General features: G+C 33.0%; 17 protein-coding genes. 6 read left to right on the forward strand and 11 right to left on the reverse strand.

Annotated elements, in window-relative coordinates; genetic code table 11:
• Positions 1 to 18 precede the first annotated feature (18 nt).
• Together Q4548_RS03605 and Q4548_RS03610 are read left to right on the forward strand one after the other, a co-directional pair.
• On the forward strand, positions 19 to 357 hold the full coding sequence (locus Q4548_RS03605; protein ID WP_303451646.1) for a P-II family nitrogen regulator: 339 nt from the start codon (positions 19 to 21) through the stop codon (positions 355 to 357).
• Between the two features lie 3 nt (positions 358 to 360).
• Positions 361 to 1620 carry an ammonium transporter gene (locus tag Q4548_RS03610; RefSeq protein ID WP_303451648.1) on the forward strand — a complete coding sequence of 420 codons (1260 nt, stop codon included), beginning with the start codon at positions 361 to 363 and terminating at the stop codon, positions 1618 to 1620.
• Between the two features lie 149 nt (positions 1621 to 1769).
• Here the strand turns inward: Q4548_RS03610 and Q4548_RS03615 are convergent, their stop codons facing one another.
• Positions 1770 to 1934, reverse strand: coding sequence for a hypothetical protein (locus tag Q4548_RS03615; RefSeq protein ID WP_303451650.1), 165 nt, complete (start codon positions 1932 to 1934; stop codon positions 1770 to 1772).
• 88 nt (positions 1935 to 2022) lie between these two features.
• Entirely contained in the window at positions 2023 to 3339 is a 1317-nt protein-coding gene (locus Q4548_RS03620; RefSeq protein WP_303451652.1) for an aspartate kinase, read from the reverse strand.
• A gap of 147 nt (positions 3340 to 3486) precedes the next feature.
• Between Q4548_RS03620 and Q4548_RS03625 the strand changes: the two genes are divergently transcribed.
• A complete protein-coding gene (locus tag Q4548_RS03625; protein ID WP_303451654.1) occupies positions 3487 to 4146 on the forward strand; it encodes a hypothetical protein in 660 nt (219 codons plus the stop codon).
• 79 nt (positions 4147 to 4225) lie between these two features.
• On the opposite strand, the gene Q4548_RS03630 is transcribed toward Q4548_RS03625, so the two are convergent.
• The 9 genes from Q4548_RS03630 to Q4548_RS03670 form a co-directional block, all read right to left on the reverse strand.
• Positions 4226 to 5041, reverse strand: coding sequence for an enoyl-ACP reductase (locus tag Q4548_RS03630; protein ID WP_303451656.1), 816 nt, complete (start codon positions 5039 to 5041; stop codon positions 4226 to 4228).
• 55 nt (positions 5042 to 5096) lie between these two features.
• A complete protein-coding gene (gene recN / locus Q4548_RS03635; RefSeq protein WP_303451659.1) occupies positions 5097 to 6755 on the reverse strand; it encodes a DNA repair protein RecN in 1659 nt (552 codons plus the stop codon).
• Between the two features lie 16 nt (positions 6756 to 6771).
• Positions 6772 to 7668 (reverse strand): DUF4835 family protein, encoded by an 897-nt coding sequence (locus Q4548_RS03640; protein WP_303451661.1) that lies wholly within the window; start codon positions 7666 to 7668, stop codon positions 6772 to 6774.
• Complete coding sequence (coaBC, locus tag Q4548_RS03645; RefSeq protein ID WP_303451663.1) at positions 7661 to 8872, reverse strand: bifunctional phosphopantothenoylcysteine decarboxylase/phosphopantothenate--cysteine ligase CoaBC; 1212 nt, start codon at positions 8870 to 8872, stop codon at positions 7661 to 7663. The genes Q4548_RS03640 and coaBC overlap by 8 nt, the downstream gene beginning before the upstream one ends.
• 7 nt (positions 8873 to 8879) lie before the next feature.
• The gene (locus tag Q4548_RS03650; RefSeq protein WP_303451665.1) at positions 8880 to 9206 is read right to left on the reverse strand and encodes a DNA-directed RNA polymerase subunit omega; all 327 of its coding nucleotides are present in this window, start codon (positions 9204 to 9206) and stop codon (positions 8880 to 8882) included.
• 5 nt (positions 9207 to 9211) lie between these two features.
• Positions 9212 to 10024, reverse strand: coding sequence for an outer membrane protein assembly factor BamD (locus tag Q4548_RS03655; RefSeq protein WP_303451667.1), 813 nt, complete (start codon positions 10022 to 10024; stop codon positions 9212 to 9214).
• 9 nt (positions 10025 to 10033) lie between these two features.
• Complete coding sequence (gene dapA / locus Q4548_RS03660) at positions 10034 to 10918, reverse strand: 4-hydroxy-tetrahydrodipicolinate synthase (RefSeq protein WP_303451669.1); 885 nt, start codon at positions 10916 to 10918, stop codon at positions 10034 to 10036.
• Between the two features lie 153 nt (positions 10919 to 11071).
• Positions 11072 to 12454: a trypsin-like peptidase domain-containing protein gene (locus Q4548_RS03665; RefSeq protein WP_303451671.1), complete on the reverse strand. Its 1383-nt coding sequence runs from the start codon at positions 12452 to 12454 to the stop codon at positions 11072 to 11074.
• A 66-nt stretch (positions 12455 to 12520) separates the two neighbouring features.
• Positions 12521 to 12871 carry a phage holin family protein gene (locus Q4548_RS03670; RefSeq protein WP_303451673.1) on the reverse strand — a complete coding sequence of 117 codons (351 nt, stop codon included), beginning with the start codon at positions 12869 to 12871 and terminating at the stop codon, positions 12521 to 12523.
• A 117-nt stretch (positions 12872 to 12988) separates the two neighbouring features.
• Between Q4548_RS03670 and dapF the strand changes: the two genes are divergently transcribed.
• The 3 genes from dapF to mltG are packed head-to-tail and all read left to right on the forward strand — an operon-like array spanning position 12989 to position 15319.
• Positions 12989 to 13774, forward strand: a complete 786-nt coding sequence (gene dapF / locus Q4548_RS03675; RefSeq protein ID WP_303451675.1) for a diaminopimelate epimerase — start codon at positions 12989 to 12991, stop codon at positions 13772 to 13774.
• The gene (locus Q4548_RS03680; RefSeq protein ID WP_303451677.1) at positions 13767 to 14300 is read left to right on the forward strand and encodes a GNAT family N-acetyltransferase; all 534 of its coding nucleotides are present in this window, start codon (positions 13767 to 13769) and stop codon (positions 14298 to 14300) included. The genes dapF and Q4548_RS03680 overlap by 8 nt, the downstream gene beginning before the upstream one ends.
• The gene (gene mltG, locus Q4548_RS03685) at positions 14297 to 15319 is read left to right on the forward strand and encodes an endolytic transglycosylase MltG (RefSeq protein ID WP_303451679.1); all 1023 of its coding nucleotides are present in this window, start codon (positions 14297 to 14299) and stop codon (positions 15317 to 15319) included. Before Q4548_RS03680 ends, mltG begins: the two co-directional genes overlap by 4 nt.
• The last annotated feature ends 27 nt before the right edge of the window (positions 15320 to 15346 follow it).

The following is a 15346-nucleotide window of genomic DNA, read 5'->3' on the forward strand; positions in this document are numbered from 1 at the left end:
AATATAAAACAAACTTAAATGAAGAAAATTGAAGCAATCATTAGGAAATCTAAATTTTCTGATGTCAAAAAAGCGCTCCATGATGTAGGGGTGAATTTTTTTTCTTATTGGGATGTTACCGCACTAGGTAATGAACGAATTGGTAAAGTATATCGAGGAATTTCTTTTAGTACTGCCGATATCCAAAGACGTTACTTGTCTATTATTGTAAATGATGATTTTGAACAAATAACCATCGAAACTATTCTAAAATCAGGTGCAACTGGTGATGTTGGTGACGGTAAAATATTTGTTTATGATGTAAAAGAAACTTACAGAATTAGAACCGGTGAAAAAGGAGAAGCAACTTTAAGATAAACTATGGATACTACAACAATAAACTTTACAATTAACAACTTATGGATAATGATATCAATTGCATTGGTATTTATTATGCACCTAGGATTTTCTGCTTTAGAGGTGGGACTGGCCAGATCAAAAAATGCCATCAATATATTGTTTAAAAACTTTATGATTGTGGCTATCGGTTTGCTGACTTATACCATTAGTGGTTTCAACTTAATGTACCCAGGTTTTGAAGAATCTAGTATTGGAATATTTAGCTTTTCTGGATTTGGATTGACTTTACCAGAAAATGGTCTTACAGTTGATTACAATGGTAGTTTTACTTATTGGACAGACTTTTTGTTTCAAGGAATGTTTGCAGCAACCGCAGCAACCATTGTTTCTGGAGCTGTTGCTGAAAGAATCAAACTAAATGCTTTTTTAATCTTTTCAGTTTTTTATGTAGGAGTCATCTACCCTATTATCGGTTCTTGGGGATGGGGAGGCGGATTTCTTAGCAAAATGGGATTCTATGATTTTGCTGGATCAACTTTTGTACATTCTGTAGGTGGATGGGCTGCCGTAGTTGCCGTTATTCTGTTAGGACCTCGTTTGGGTAAATATTTAGCAGATGGAAGTATAAAACCTATTGTGGGACACAACATTCCATTAGCAGCATTAGGAGTCTTCTTATTGTGGTTTGGGTGGTTTGGCTTTAACGGAGGTTCAGTATTATCTGCAGATCCCGCTACTGTTTCTTTGGTTTTAGTTACAACTTCTTTAGCAGCTGCTGCTGGTATTTTAGCAGCTTTTATAACGTCGTACTTAAAATTTAAAACATATGACATTACCATGGCTTTTAACGGTGCTTTGGCTGGTTTGGTAGGAATTACTGCAGGAGCAGATCTAATGTCTCCTCTAGATGCTATCATTATTGGTTTTATAGCGGGTGTCATTATTGTTTTTGCAGTTGGAATTGTTGATCGATTGAAAATGGATGATCCTGTTGGAGCTATTGGAGTACATTTAATTTGTGGTGTTTTTGGAACCCTTGCTGTTGGAATTTGGGGTGATAAAGGAGTTTTTAACACAGGATCTTTTACTCAATTAGGTACACAAGCCTTTGGGATTATAGTGGTAGGAATCACTTGTTTGATTACTTCTTTTATAATTCTTTTTGCCATTAAAAAAACGGTTGGTTTAAGAGTTAGTGAAAAAGAAGAAAAACAAGGTTTGGATATTTTTGAACACGGAATGAATGCCTATGAGGACATCAATTTAAGTGACAACGATTGATTTTACTTGGTTTATAATATTTAAAAAAGGAAGGGAGCAAAATAGTATTGCTCCCTTCCTTTTTTTGTTGCTAAAAATAGCAGTCAACAAAAAAGCCATAAATACAATAAGTACTTATGGCTTTTCTTATGTGTGTAAAAACTTATTTCTTACAATTTTCCTTTTTTAGCAGCAGCTTTCAATTGAATATTTTCAATGATAGTTCCTGTAATCCAATAAGGTACTACAAAAGTTAATAAGAAAATTAACAACCAAAAACCAGTTGTAAATACAAATAAGAATGCTAAAAATCCTGAGAATTGAGAAATATCCATTTTATATTAAATCTTTTTCGTGAGTTATATACCTGCAAAAATAAACTTTTTTTAAATATAAAACTCTTAATTTATCAATAATTATCTACTAAAAAACACCGTTGTTTAAGGCAACCAATGCTTCTTTTTTATTTACGGTACTTATCACCAAGGACACATTGTAATTTGATCCTCCGTAAGAAATCATACGAATAGGAATGTTAGACAAACTATTAAAAATAGGTGTGCTAAGTCCTGTCTTTTGTTCCGAAAAATCTCCAGCCAAACAAACAATACTCAAATCTGTATCTACATCTACAGATCCTATTTCTTGTAGTTCTTCTATAATTTCATTCAAATAAGTAGTGTCATCAATTGTTACAGATACCGCAACCTCTGAAGTGGTAACCATATCAATAGAGGTTTTGTATTTCTCAAAAACTTCAAAAATACCTTTCAAAAACCCATAAGCCATCAGCATTCTGAACGACTTTATTTTTATCGCTGTAATTCCGTCTTTAGCAGCAATTGCTCTTACTCCATTTGGTACTTCGCAGTTTTTAATAATTGTACCTGGTGCTTTTGGTTCAAACGTATTTTTTAACAATACTGGTACATTTGCTTTACGTGCAGGAATTACAGATTGTGGGTGCAATATTTTAGCTCCAAAATAAGCCAACTCAGCAGCTTCGTCAAAAGAAAGTTCTTTTAATGAAAAAGTGTTTTCTACAAAACGAGGATCGTTATTATGCATTCCATCAATATCTGTCCAAATCTGAATCTCCTCAGCTAAAATTGCTGCCCCTATCAAAGATGCGGAATAGTCAGATCCTCCCCTTTTTAAGTTGTCTATTTTTCCTGTATGGCTCAAACAGATGTAACCTTGAGTAACAAAGATTTCAATTCCTTCATTTGCTGCTACAATTTTACCATACGCTTCTGTTATTTTAGAAATTACAGGCTCGTTAGCATCATCAATAGCCATAAAATCAAAAGCAGAAACCAAAGTTGCACTTGCTCCTATTTCTTTCAAATGAAAATGAAATAAATTGGTAGACAAAATTTCTCCTTGTGCTACAATGTTTTTCTCTATTTGAGTAGATGGAATTTCAATTCCAACATGTTCTCTTATAAATTCAAATCGATCAGAAATCAAAGCAATTGCTTCATTCTGATTCGTTTTTTCTGTCAACAATTCATCAACAACATCTACATACTTACCAATCATTTGATCAATCAAGTCATTTGCTTCTTCTTCTCGGTAATTGATAATGTGATCCGAAATTTCGTGTAATGAATTTGTAGTACCTGACATAGCAGACAAAACAACAGTTTTCTGTCCCTCTACATTTCTAACAATGTTAGCTACTTCTTTTATACTCGAAGGGCTTCCTACGGAAGTTCCTCCAAATTTTAATACTTTCATAAATAATTTAGTTTCTAGTTTCTGTTTTTTTAATTTATTCTGAAAAATCCAGATAAAAAGATGCAAAGGTTCTATAATTGTATCATCTGTACAAGAAAATAATAATATCTTTACATCTTATTACGAATTGTTAAAATTTGAACACGTATGAAAACCATACAGGAATCGGTTGAGGGAATTATCCGAAAAACGCCTTTTTTGGAAGAAGCTTTAAATGACAAATTAATCAATGTCTCTTCATTGGCAAGAGTCATACAACCAGATGTAGAAAAGGATCTAAACAAAGAAGTAAAATCTGGAGCTATCATGATGGCTATCAACAGACTTTCTCCTTCAAGTATCTTAAAAATTCGAAAAAACATCAAAAAGATAACCCTTACTTTGGGTGATTTTATTGTACGTTCAGACTTGGGGAATTTCACCTACAAGAATACTCCTACATTGTTGAAATGCATTGGTGATTTGATCAATGAATTTGGAGAGGACAAAGATTATTTCTTTACGATATCTCAAGGTATTTTTGAGACAACAATTATCACCAGTAAAAAACTTCACAACAAAGTTGCTGAGATTTTTAAATCTGAACAAATATTGTCTAATTCAGAAGATTTGGCTTCTATCACCATTAAATTACCGAAAGCCAATTCAGAACAGTCTGGTATTTATTATTTTATTTTAAAGCAATTAGCTTGGGCAGACATTCCTGTACAAGAAATTATTTCTACCACCCACGAAATTACTATTGTGGTGAAAGAAATAGACATTAACAAAACTTTTTCTATATTGATTGATATGAAAAAGAATTAAAGTTCAATCCCCTTACAACTCATAAAAAAACTCCAATAAATTAAAATTTATTGGAGTTTTTATTTTTATAAAATTCAGACTATTCTTGATCTTCAAAAGCCTCCATAATTTCGTTAGAAACTCCCATATTAGAGAATCCACCATCATGAAATAAGTTTTGTAAAGTTACTTTTTTAGTCAAATCAGAAAACAATGTAATCGTATAATCTGCACAATCTTGAGCAGAAGCATTTCCTAGTGGAGACATTTTTTCTGCATAGTTGATAAACCCAGAGAATCCTTTTACCCCGTTACCAGCAGTAGTTGCAGTAGGAGATTGAGAAATTGTATTTACACGTACCTTGTGATCTTTACCAAAGAAATATCCAAAAGAACGAGCAACAGACTCTAAATAAGCTTTGTTATCTGCCATATCATTGTAATCAGGAAAAACTCTTTGAGCAGCCATATAAGTCAACGCTACAATAGACCCCCATTCTGCCATGGCATTTTTCTTATACAATACTTGCATTACTTTGTGAAAAGACAACGCAGAAATATCAAAACCTTTGTGAGTAAAATCGTAGTTATTTTCTGTGTAGTGAATTTTTTTACGCACGTTTACAGACATTCCAATAGAGTGCAATACAAAATCAATTTTACCACCTAAAATTTCAAGTGATTTTTCAATTAAATTTTCGATGTCTTCCATTTTAGTAACATCTGCAGGAACAATTTGAGAACCAGTTTTTTCTGCCAACTCATTAATTTCTCCCATACGCATAGCAATAGGTGCGTTTGTTAAAACGAACTCAGCTCCATTTGCGTGAGCAGTTTCTGCAACCTTCCAAGCAATAGAATTTGAATCTAAAGCTCCAAAAATAATTCCCTTTTTTCCTTTTAATAAATTGTACATATGTATCGTTTGTATTATTCGTAGTTATTCTGACTGCAAATATAATGGATTCTAATTAAATACTTAATAATTGCTGAGCGTGTTCTAAAGCAGATTGAGTTTTTTCCTTTCCTCCTAACATTTCTGCTATTTCATGTACTCTTTCTTCAGTGCTAAGCTGTGTCAAATGCGTTACGGTTTCTTCTCCTTCTACCTCTTTGTAAACTTTATAATGAATGTGCCCTTTTGCTGCTACCTGTGGCAAATGCGTAATGGTAATTACTTGCATATTTTTCCCCATAGCTTGCATTAAGTCTGCAATTTTAGTTGCAATATCTCCAGAAACTCCAGTATCAATTTCATCAAATAAGATGGTAGGAAGGTGTACAAACTTTGATAAAATCATTTTAATTCCCAACATTATTCTAGACAATTCTCCTCCAGATGCTACTTTTTTCAACAATCCAAAGTCAGAGCCTTTGTTAGATGATAACAAGAAAGAAACATCATCTACTCCATAGTCTGTAAACTCTTTTGCTGTGGTAATATCAACTTTAAACTGTGCATTTTCCATTCCCAAAACGGCTAAAATTTGCTCCAATTCCACTTGCAATTGATTCACAATTTTTTTTCTATTGCTAGACAATTTTTTCGCAAATTCTGAAATTTGTTTTTTAGACAAATCAACTTGTTTTTCTGCTGCTACTAGCAAATCTGCTGCATCTTCTACTTGCCCAACTTTTACTGCCAATGTTTCTCTTACTACTATCAAATCTTCTATAGAAGATACAAAATGTTTCTTTTGCAAATCAAACAGTAAAGTCAAACGCTGATTCATTCTTTCCAATTCATCTGGGTCAATATCAACTTTTTCAGCTTGTTTTTCCAACTCAAAAACCAAATCATCCAATTCAATTTTTAAACTTTTAGCTCGTTCTGACAAAGACGCATAACTCGCATCATAAGGAGCTATTTTTGATAATGATAATTGAAATCTTCCTAAAAGTGATTGAACTCCTATTTCTTCTTCACTAGCAACTTGTAAACTATCAAACAAATTGATTTTAATTTCTTCTGCATGAGATAATTTTTCAATTTCTGCTTCTAATGTTTCTATCTCATCCAATTCTTTCAATTTAGCACTCTGTAATTCTTGATACAAATGCAAATTGTATTCGTACTGTTGTTGTGCCTCTTCTTGACTTATTTTTAAATTTTCTAATTTTTTAACAACAGCCTTATAATTTTTCAAAGCGCTTTTGTACGTTTTTAGCAAATCTAAATTTCCCGCCAAGGCATCTACAATATAATATTGATAGTTTTTGTCTGACAAAGCCATCGTATTGTGCTGAGAGTGGATGTCTAACAAATACTCTTTTAAAGCTTGTAGTGATTTTAAGTTGACAGGAGTATCGTTTATAAAAGCTCTTGTTTTTCCGCTTGGCAACAATTCTCTTCTTACAATTGTATTGGCTTCGTAATCCAATTCTAAATCTTCAAAAATGCTTTCTAATTGATAAGCTTGTATTTGAAACTCTGCTTCAATAACGCATTTTTCAGTCTTATCTTTTAAATGAGTTAAGTCTGCTCTGTTTCCCAAAACCAAACCTAAAGCACCTAATAATATAGATTTTCCTGCTCCCGTTTCACCGGTGATTACAGAATATCCTTCAGAAAAATCTACTTGTAATCTCTTGATCAAAGCATAGTTTTGAACAGTTAATGAAACTAACATAAAAAAGTATTAAATTTTAGTTGGTATAAATTTGTCTCCATTTTTTTGAGTTGTTAGGAGAAACTCTTTTTAAGACAGAAACCAATTCTGCCGTATCTATATTTCTATTTTTTCGAAACATATTTACAATCTCGTCCGATTTGGCATCGGTAAACAACCTGATGGCAATATTGTTTGGATTGGCATCGTAAATATCTTTCAAAATCAATAGTTTTTTTACAATTTTACCTGCTGCTATTTTCTGATTGCGTTCAAAAGCATCTAAGCATTCGTAATGATAATTGTAAAATAATTCTCTATAAAGTTCATTTTCACTCGCTAACAATTGATCTACCAAAGTAAAACGAGAAATGTTTATTTTAGAATTTTCCCACCCAATATAACCAGATTGTTGTGCTTGATTTACGATTGCAAGTGCAGTGTTTAAATAAGGTTCTCCCCCTTTTAAATCAAAGCTATCTACGTAAATACCTAAAATCATATAAGTGTAATAAGTAATCACCGAAACCAAATTAGAATCAAAACCATTAGGGTTGTAATTTAATGGTTGGTACTCTGTATAATTAAAAGAAAAACTATCGTCTTTGTAATTAAAAATAGGGCTGTAATAAGTAGAATTAAAAACAGGTCTCGATGCTTGTATCTGTATACTTCCTTTGTAAGAATTTGTGCCTGTTTGCTCCGTTAACAGCAGTGTAAAAGAACATTTGATTCGCTCATGATCTTTAAACTTTATATCTGTCCATTTTTTTTGATTGACAAATTCTGTTAAAGAATTTTCCAATGTTTGAAATATTCTGTTGTTAGATACAGCTATTTTATCTGCATTTACAGTTACACTACAATTCAATTCTTGTGCTTTTACAGTTGTAAAAACGATAAGAAACAAACCTAAGAGAAACTGCTTAAACATGTAGTTTTTGAATTATGACTGTTAGAATGTCTTTTGCAACATCTGGTTTTGATTTTGTGTCAAACTTCTGTATGCTAAAATCCTTATCAATAATAGTAATTTTATTGGTATCTTTTGCAAAACCTGCACCTTTATCTCTCAAAGAATTTAAGACTATAAAATCTAAATTCTTTCTCTCAATTTTTCCTTTTGCATTTTCTTCTTCATTGTCTGTTTCTAATGCAAAACCAACCAATAACTGATGTTTTTTTTCAACTCCTAATGAAGCTAAAATATCTTTTGTTGGAACTAGTTCTATCTGTAAACTGGCATCTTTTTTCTTTATCTTCTGATCAGCAACATGAGCGGGTTTGTAATCTGCAACAGCCGCAGAACAAACCGCAACATCAACCGTTTTGTAATGATCATGACAAGCATGGTACATATCATCCGCAGAAATCACATCAATACGTTTTACTAAAGAATGTGAAATTTGTTGGTAAGAAGGTCCCGTAATTAAAATAACCTCAGCTCCTAAATTGGCTGCTGCTTTAGCAAGTTCAAACCCCATTTTTCCAGAGGAATGATTCCCTATAAAACGAACAGGATCAATTGCTTCATAAGTAGGTCCAGCAGTAATCAAAACTTTTTTCCCTTTTAACGGAAGCTTTGATAAACTATCTTTTTCAATAAAAGCAACAATATCTTCAGGTTCAGCCAATCTTCCTTCTCCTACCAATCCACTAGCCAATTCTCCACTAGTTGCAGGAATAAAAATATGACCAAACTCTGTTAATTTTTGAATACTTGTTTTTGTAGAGGGATGTTGGTACATATCCAAATCCATTGCTGGAGCAAAGTACACTGGACATTTGGCTGATAAATAGGTAGCCAACAATAAATTATCACATACACCATTGGTCATTTTCGCCAAGGTATTTGCTGTAGCAGGAGCTATCAACATAATGTCTGCCCACAAACCCAAATCTACATGATTGTTCCACACAGCATTTTCATCCTCTTCATGATAAAAAGTAGAATGTACTGGATTTTTGGACAAAGTAGAAAGTGTCAGCGGAGTGATAAATTCTTTAGAAGCAGGTGTTTGTACTACTTGCACTTCTGCACCTGCTTTTATAAATTGCCTTACTAAATGAGCTGTTTTGTAGGCTGCAATGCCTGCACTAACCCCCAACAAAACTTTCTTCCCACTTAATACACTCATAGAATAACTATTCTTGTTCTGTAGTTGCTCTTCTGTAGTAAACTTTTCCTTCTAACCATTCTTCTGCTGCAATGGCATGTGGTTTAGGTAATTTTTCGTAAAACTTAGATACCTCTATTTGTTCTTTGTTTTCAAAAACCTCTTCCAAACTGTCGTTGTAAGTTGCAAACTCATCCAATTTGTCTACCAACTCTTTTTTCAAATCACTTCCTACTTGTGTAGCTCTTTGAGCTATAATAGCAATTGCTTCGTAAATATTTTGAGTTGGTGCTTCTACTTTAGATTTGTCATACGTAATTGTAGACAAAGGAGCTTCTGTTTTTTTATAATCCATAATTCTTAACTGTTTAGTTCGGGTTTTGCCTGATTGAATTTGTCCAATTTCTCGAACAAATCATCAGCTTCGTTTAAATATTTTGATGTAGGAAAAGCTTTTTTATATCTATTATAAACTCTAATCGCTTCTTTAATCCTTTCTTCTTTTTTATAATCTACACTATTTACTCCTAATAAATATGCTGATTTGAATTTGTAAAACATCGCTTCCTCTTTGAATGATGTTCCTAAATAATCCAAAATTACATTGTCAAAAGCAACAATAGCAGATTTATAATTTCCTATTTTATAATACTGTTTTGCTATTTCAAAAGATTTTTTTTCTAGTTTAAAACTAAGATCTTCCATTCTTTTGTTAGCCTCTTCTAATCTTTCTGAATCTGGATTTTCATCTATAAAATTTTGAAAAGCTGCCATCGCTTTTCTTGTGTCTTTTTGATCAACACTAAACTTTGGCGATAATTGATAATAGTTTTCAGCAATCAAAAATTGTGCGGTTCCTATCTCAGTGCTTTTAGGGTAACTTCTGATAAATTTTTCGTAGTAGTACACTGCTGTCAAATAATCTTTGGTTTTGTAATTTGACTCTGCCAAACGAAAAATAATTGCTTCGCTTTGTGGCTTGGCAGCGTATGATGGTAAAATTAATTCGTACAAGCGTATTGCTTTATCAAAAGAACCTTCTTTGTACATTTTATTCGCTAAAATGTAACGCTCAGAATTTGTTCCCTTGTTTAGTACTTTATTGTATTCTCCACAAGAGTTTAACAACAGTAAGGTCATAAAAACCAAACTACACTTAAAAATTTTTATCATAATTATTGTTTATGAGGCAACGTAGAATGCTTCTACAAATTGTCTCAATTCATTTTTTAATCCTGAGGTAGCTTCTACCAATGGCAATCTTACAGTGCTAGATGACAATCCTAAAATTTCAAGCAAGGCTTTTACACCTACTGGGTTTCCTTCCGAAAAAATCAAATCTATACTGTCTTGAATCTTATAATGCATTCTAAATGATTTTTTAGACTCCTCCAACAATCCTAAACGAATCATGTGTGAGAACTCTGACGGAAACGCTTGACCAATAACAGAAATTACTCCAGATCCTCCTGCCAATGTTATAGGCAATGCCAACATATCGTCACCAGAAATTACTAAGAAGTCACTAGGTAAAGATTTGATCAATTTCAAAGCTTGATCCATATCCCCTTTTGCTTCTTTAATTCCTACGATGTTTGATATTTTTGACAATCTTACTACCGTTTTTGGAGAAACATTAGAACTTGTTCTTCCTGGTACATTGTACAAAATAATATCTATTGGACATGCTTCTGCAATGGCCTTAAAATGCTGGTATATTCCTTCTTGACTTGGTTTATTATAACAAGGTGAAACGGACAAAATTGCTTGATAAGGGCTTAAATCTGTTTCTTTTATTTCCTGTATAACCGCAGCAGTACTGTTCCCCCCAATACCCAAAACAACAGGTAATCTTCCCTTATTTGCATTAACTATGGTTTGTTTTACCAATTCTTTTTCTTCTTTTGTTAATGTAGCAGACTCAGCAGTAGTCCCAAGAACAACTAAATATTCTACAGCATTTTCTATCTGAAACTCTACAAGCTTTTCTAAAGCTTGTACATCAACATTTCCATCGTGATCAAAAGGAGTTACCAAAGCAACACCTGTACCCAAAAAACTACTCATATTTTACTTATGCTCTTTAATAATTGTGCTAGCCTGCAAATTTAGTATTTTATTTAGAGAATATCCACTTAAAAAACAAGCATCATTCAGTTCCTTCAAAAATTTTAACATAAATAAAATATAAGTCGTTTTTTAAACTCTATTTAAGCCCTATTACCAGCCTCTAGAAAAAGTCTCTCTTTCCCCTTCAAGGTTGATAACTACTAACTTATTAACCTGTTCTTCACTCTTGATAGATTGCTTCACTCTTTCCAAATCAGCAACACTATTCATTTTAAAATTATTGATCGATAAGACTACATATCCTGGCTTAATTCCTAACTTTTGCAAGTCTTTGTTGTTGATTTTATTCACTCTTATACCTCCAGAAATTCTTAAATCTTGTTTTTCTTTCACTTTTAATTCACCAAATTGAATTCCAAAAGCCTCTGAAACAAAAGCACTAACTTCAGACAATTTCACATTCAAAACCTTCTCAATTCCATCTCTTTCTACAGTAACTAAAACCTCATCTCCTGGTCTTTTGGCAACCAATTGCCCTACCAATTCTGAAAACTTATGAATTTTCACATTGTTGATTTTTTTAATAATATCACCAGATTTCATACCTGCTTTGTCTGCTCCTGTATTTTTAGAAACTTCTGAAATATACACACCATCAATATCTGATTTAGCTTGAGTCGTGACACCTAGAACTGCTCTTTTTACAGAACCGTTCTCCATCAAATCTTCAATAATACGTTTTGCTATGTTAGAAGGAACTGCAAAAGAATACCCTACAAAAGATCCTGTTTGAGAAGAAATTGCCGTGTTAATTCCAATCAACTCCCCACGGGTATTTACCAAAGCACCTCCACTGTTTCCTGGATTCACAGCTGCATCTGTCTGAATGAAAGATTCTATGTTAGAATTCCCTTCCAAATCTCTTCCTTTAGCACTAATAATTCCTGCGGTAACTGTAGAAGTTAAATTGTAAGGATTACCTACCGCCAATACCCATTCACCAATTTTTGAGGTATCAGAATCTCCAAATGTGATGTAATGCAAATCATCGGCATCAATTTTTAACAAAGCAATATCATTATCTTTATCAGCACCAATCAACTCTGCCTTGTATTTTTTCTGACTGTTCAAGCTAATTTCTATTTCACTAGCCCCATCAATCACATGGTTGTTTGTTACAATGTAGCCGTCTGGTGAAATAACCACACCACTTCCTGTTCCTACTCTCTCATACTTTCTACTTCCATAACCATGACCATAAAACAATTCTGCAAAAGGATCTTGTTGCACTCCTACAGATGTGTTTTTAACGTGGACTACTGCGTTTAAAGTTGCTTCAGCCGCTGTTGTAAAATCTGTCAATTTTTCAGCTGCCACAAGACTTGTATGTGTATTTGCTGTTAAAACTGGCAATTGTTGTTTTTCATCAGACGCTACAACTTTAACTTCATTTTGAAAAAAACGACTATATAGTGTCAATGAAATAAAACCTCCTAATAAGGCTACTACAAATAATTTAATATTCTGTTTCATGTCTTTATATTTTTAATTAATATCAATTTTTCAAAAACTATGCCAACACATTTAAAACACAAGTATCTAATCTTCCTTTAAGCCAAATAAAGAATGTAAAAAGGACTGAACTACAGAAAGTAACAAACTAAAAATCAGCGCTACAAAAATTCCATTCACATAAAAACCTCCAATCAAAGAATCTGCAATACTAATAATGATTGCGTTGACGATCAACAAGAAAAGCCCTAATGTAAGAATGGTAATAGGTAGTGTTAATATCACTAAAATAGGCTTTACCAATAAATTTAACACACTTAACCAAAACGCTACCCAAACAGCCGTTACAAAGCCTTCTACTCCAGCTCCTGGCAAAAATTTTGCTATTAAAAAAACGGCAATAGCATTTACTAAAATCTGTACAATATAATTTCTCATGTTTTATTTTTAAAATTACAATTCTATTTAACGAAACACAAAATTTTGTTCAATCTACACAACACTATTTTTCTACTATATTTTCTTTGTACTTTTGCGAACCAATCTGACATTATAATGGAAATTACTTTTTACAAATACCAAGGAACAGGAAATGATTTTGTCATCATAGACAACCGTAATTTAAGCTTTCCCACTAAGAATACTCAACTGGTACATTTTTTATGCGACCGTAGATTTGGTATTGGTGCCGATGGATTGATGCTGTTGAATCCTTCTGACAAACACGACTTTACCATGGTCTATTACAATGCTGATGGTAGCGAAAGTACCATGTGTGGAAATGGGGGTAGATGTTTGGTTGCTTTTGCAAATAAACTAGGAATTATTGACAAAGAAACAACTTTTGATGCTGTTGACGGCTTGCATTACGCAACCTATGAAGATGGAGTTACCAATTTGCAAATGATTGATGTACATACAATCAACATTTTTGACACACATTGTTTTTTAAACACTGGATCTCCTCATCATGTTCAAATGGTTAACAACATAGAAACGTACAATGTAAAAGACAACGGAGAAACTATTAGATATGGTGCTCCTTATTTTAAGGAAGGAACCAATGTAAATTTTGTAGAAGCTTTGCCTAATAATGCCTTTAGAGTAAGGACTTATGAAAGAGGTGTAGAGGATGAAACATTGGCTTGTGGAACTGGAGTTACTGCCGTAGCCATTGCTATGTTTGAACAAAAACAAACTCAGAACACCAAAATTCCATTAAAAGTGGAAGGTGGTGACTTAGAAGTTTCTTTTGAACCAACAGAAAATGGATATAAAAATGTCTTTTTAAAAGGACCTGCTACTTTTGTTTTTCAAGGTGTAATTTCATACAATGCTTAAACTCAAAGGAACAAACATACAATTGCGTGCCTTAGAACCAGAGGACTTGAATTTTCTATATCAAATTGAAAACAACGAGAATTTATGGGAAGTAAGCAATACGCAAACGCCCTACTCTCGCTTTCTTTTAAAACAATATTTAGAAAATGCTCATTTGGATATTTACGAAGCCAAGCAGTTGAGACTTGCTATTGAAAACAACCAAGGAGTTCTTGTAGGTTTGATTGATTTATTTGATTTCAACCCACAACACCTTAGAGCAGGTATTGGTATTTTAATAGCCCCAGAACACCAACAAAAAGGATATGCATTGCAAGCTATTCAACTTGCCCAAAACTATGCTTTTTCAGTCCTTAACCTTCAGCAAGTTTATGCCAATATTGACACGAAAAACAAACAGAGCATCCATTTGTTTGAAAAACTAGGTTACCAATATGTTGGTACTAGAAAAAATTGGATTTATAACAATCATGCCTTTAAAGATGTTGCCTTTTATCAATTGATTTATCCTTCTAACATTTCATGAAAAAAATATATTACAGTCTCGGAATCTTTAGTTTGTTGATTCTTGGTGTTGCCTTTTACTTTTATACAATCATCTACAGTGTTCAAATAGAAAAAGAAACTTCTATTTACATAAAGTCAACTGATTCTATAGCTCAAGTTGTTCAGAATTTAGACAGTATCTGTCTTGATATTGATCACGTGAAAACTGTAATTTCTTTAAAAAAATACACCCATGTAAAAGCAGGTAGATACATTCTAAAAAAAGGAATGAATGCCAACCAAGTAGTTACATTGTTACGAAGCGGAAGACAAACCCCAATAAAAGTTACGTTCAACAATCAAACCTATATTGAAGATTTAGCAGGAAGACTAGCAACACAAATTGAAGCAGATTCGTTAAGTATTCTCAACAGTCTTACTGATGTTGATTTTTTACAACAAGAAGGCTTTACTCACAAAACAGTACTACATATGTGTATGCCTTATACTTATGAATGCTACTGGACCATCAGCCCAAACCAATTACGAACCAAACTTTTAAATGCCTACAATAGATTTTGGAATGCAGACAGAATTGCCAAAGCGAAACGCTTTAACCTTGACAAAAATGAAGTCATTGCTCTTGCTTCTATTGTTCATAAAGAGACATCACACAAAGCAGAAAGATCTAAAGTAGCAGGAGTCTATCTGAACAGAGTACGCGTGGGAATGCCATTACAAGCCGACCCAACAATTATATATGCTTTGAAAGAAAAATACGGAAGAGACACTGTCATCAAAAGAGTACTAAAGAAAGATTTATCAATCGAATCTCCTTACAACACATATCTTTCACTAGGAATTCCCTCAGCAGCCATTGCCATGCCAGATATAGATGCTATTGATGCCGTATTGAATGCAGAAAAACATCCTTATTATTATTTCTGTGCGAGTCCTCAAAAATTAGGAACTCACAATTTCGCCAAAAACCTAAGTCAACACAACCGAAACGCAGCAGCTTACCAACGTTGGCTAAACAAACAGAGAATACATCGATAAATTTAGATACTTATAAATGATGTTTTT

This window comes from Wenyingzhuangia sp. 2_MG-2023 (assembly GCF_030548295.1).
Classification (GTDB): domain Bacteria; phylum Bacteroidota; class Bacteroidia; order Flavobacteriales; family Flavobacteriaceae; genus Wenyingzhuangia.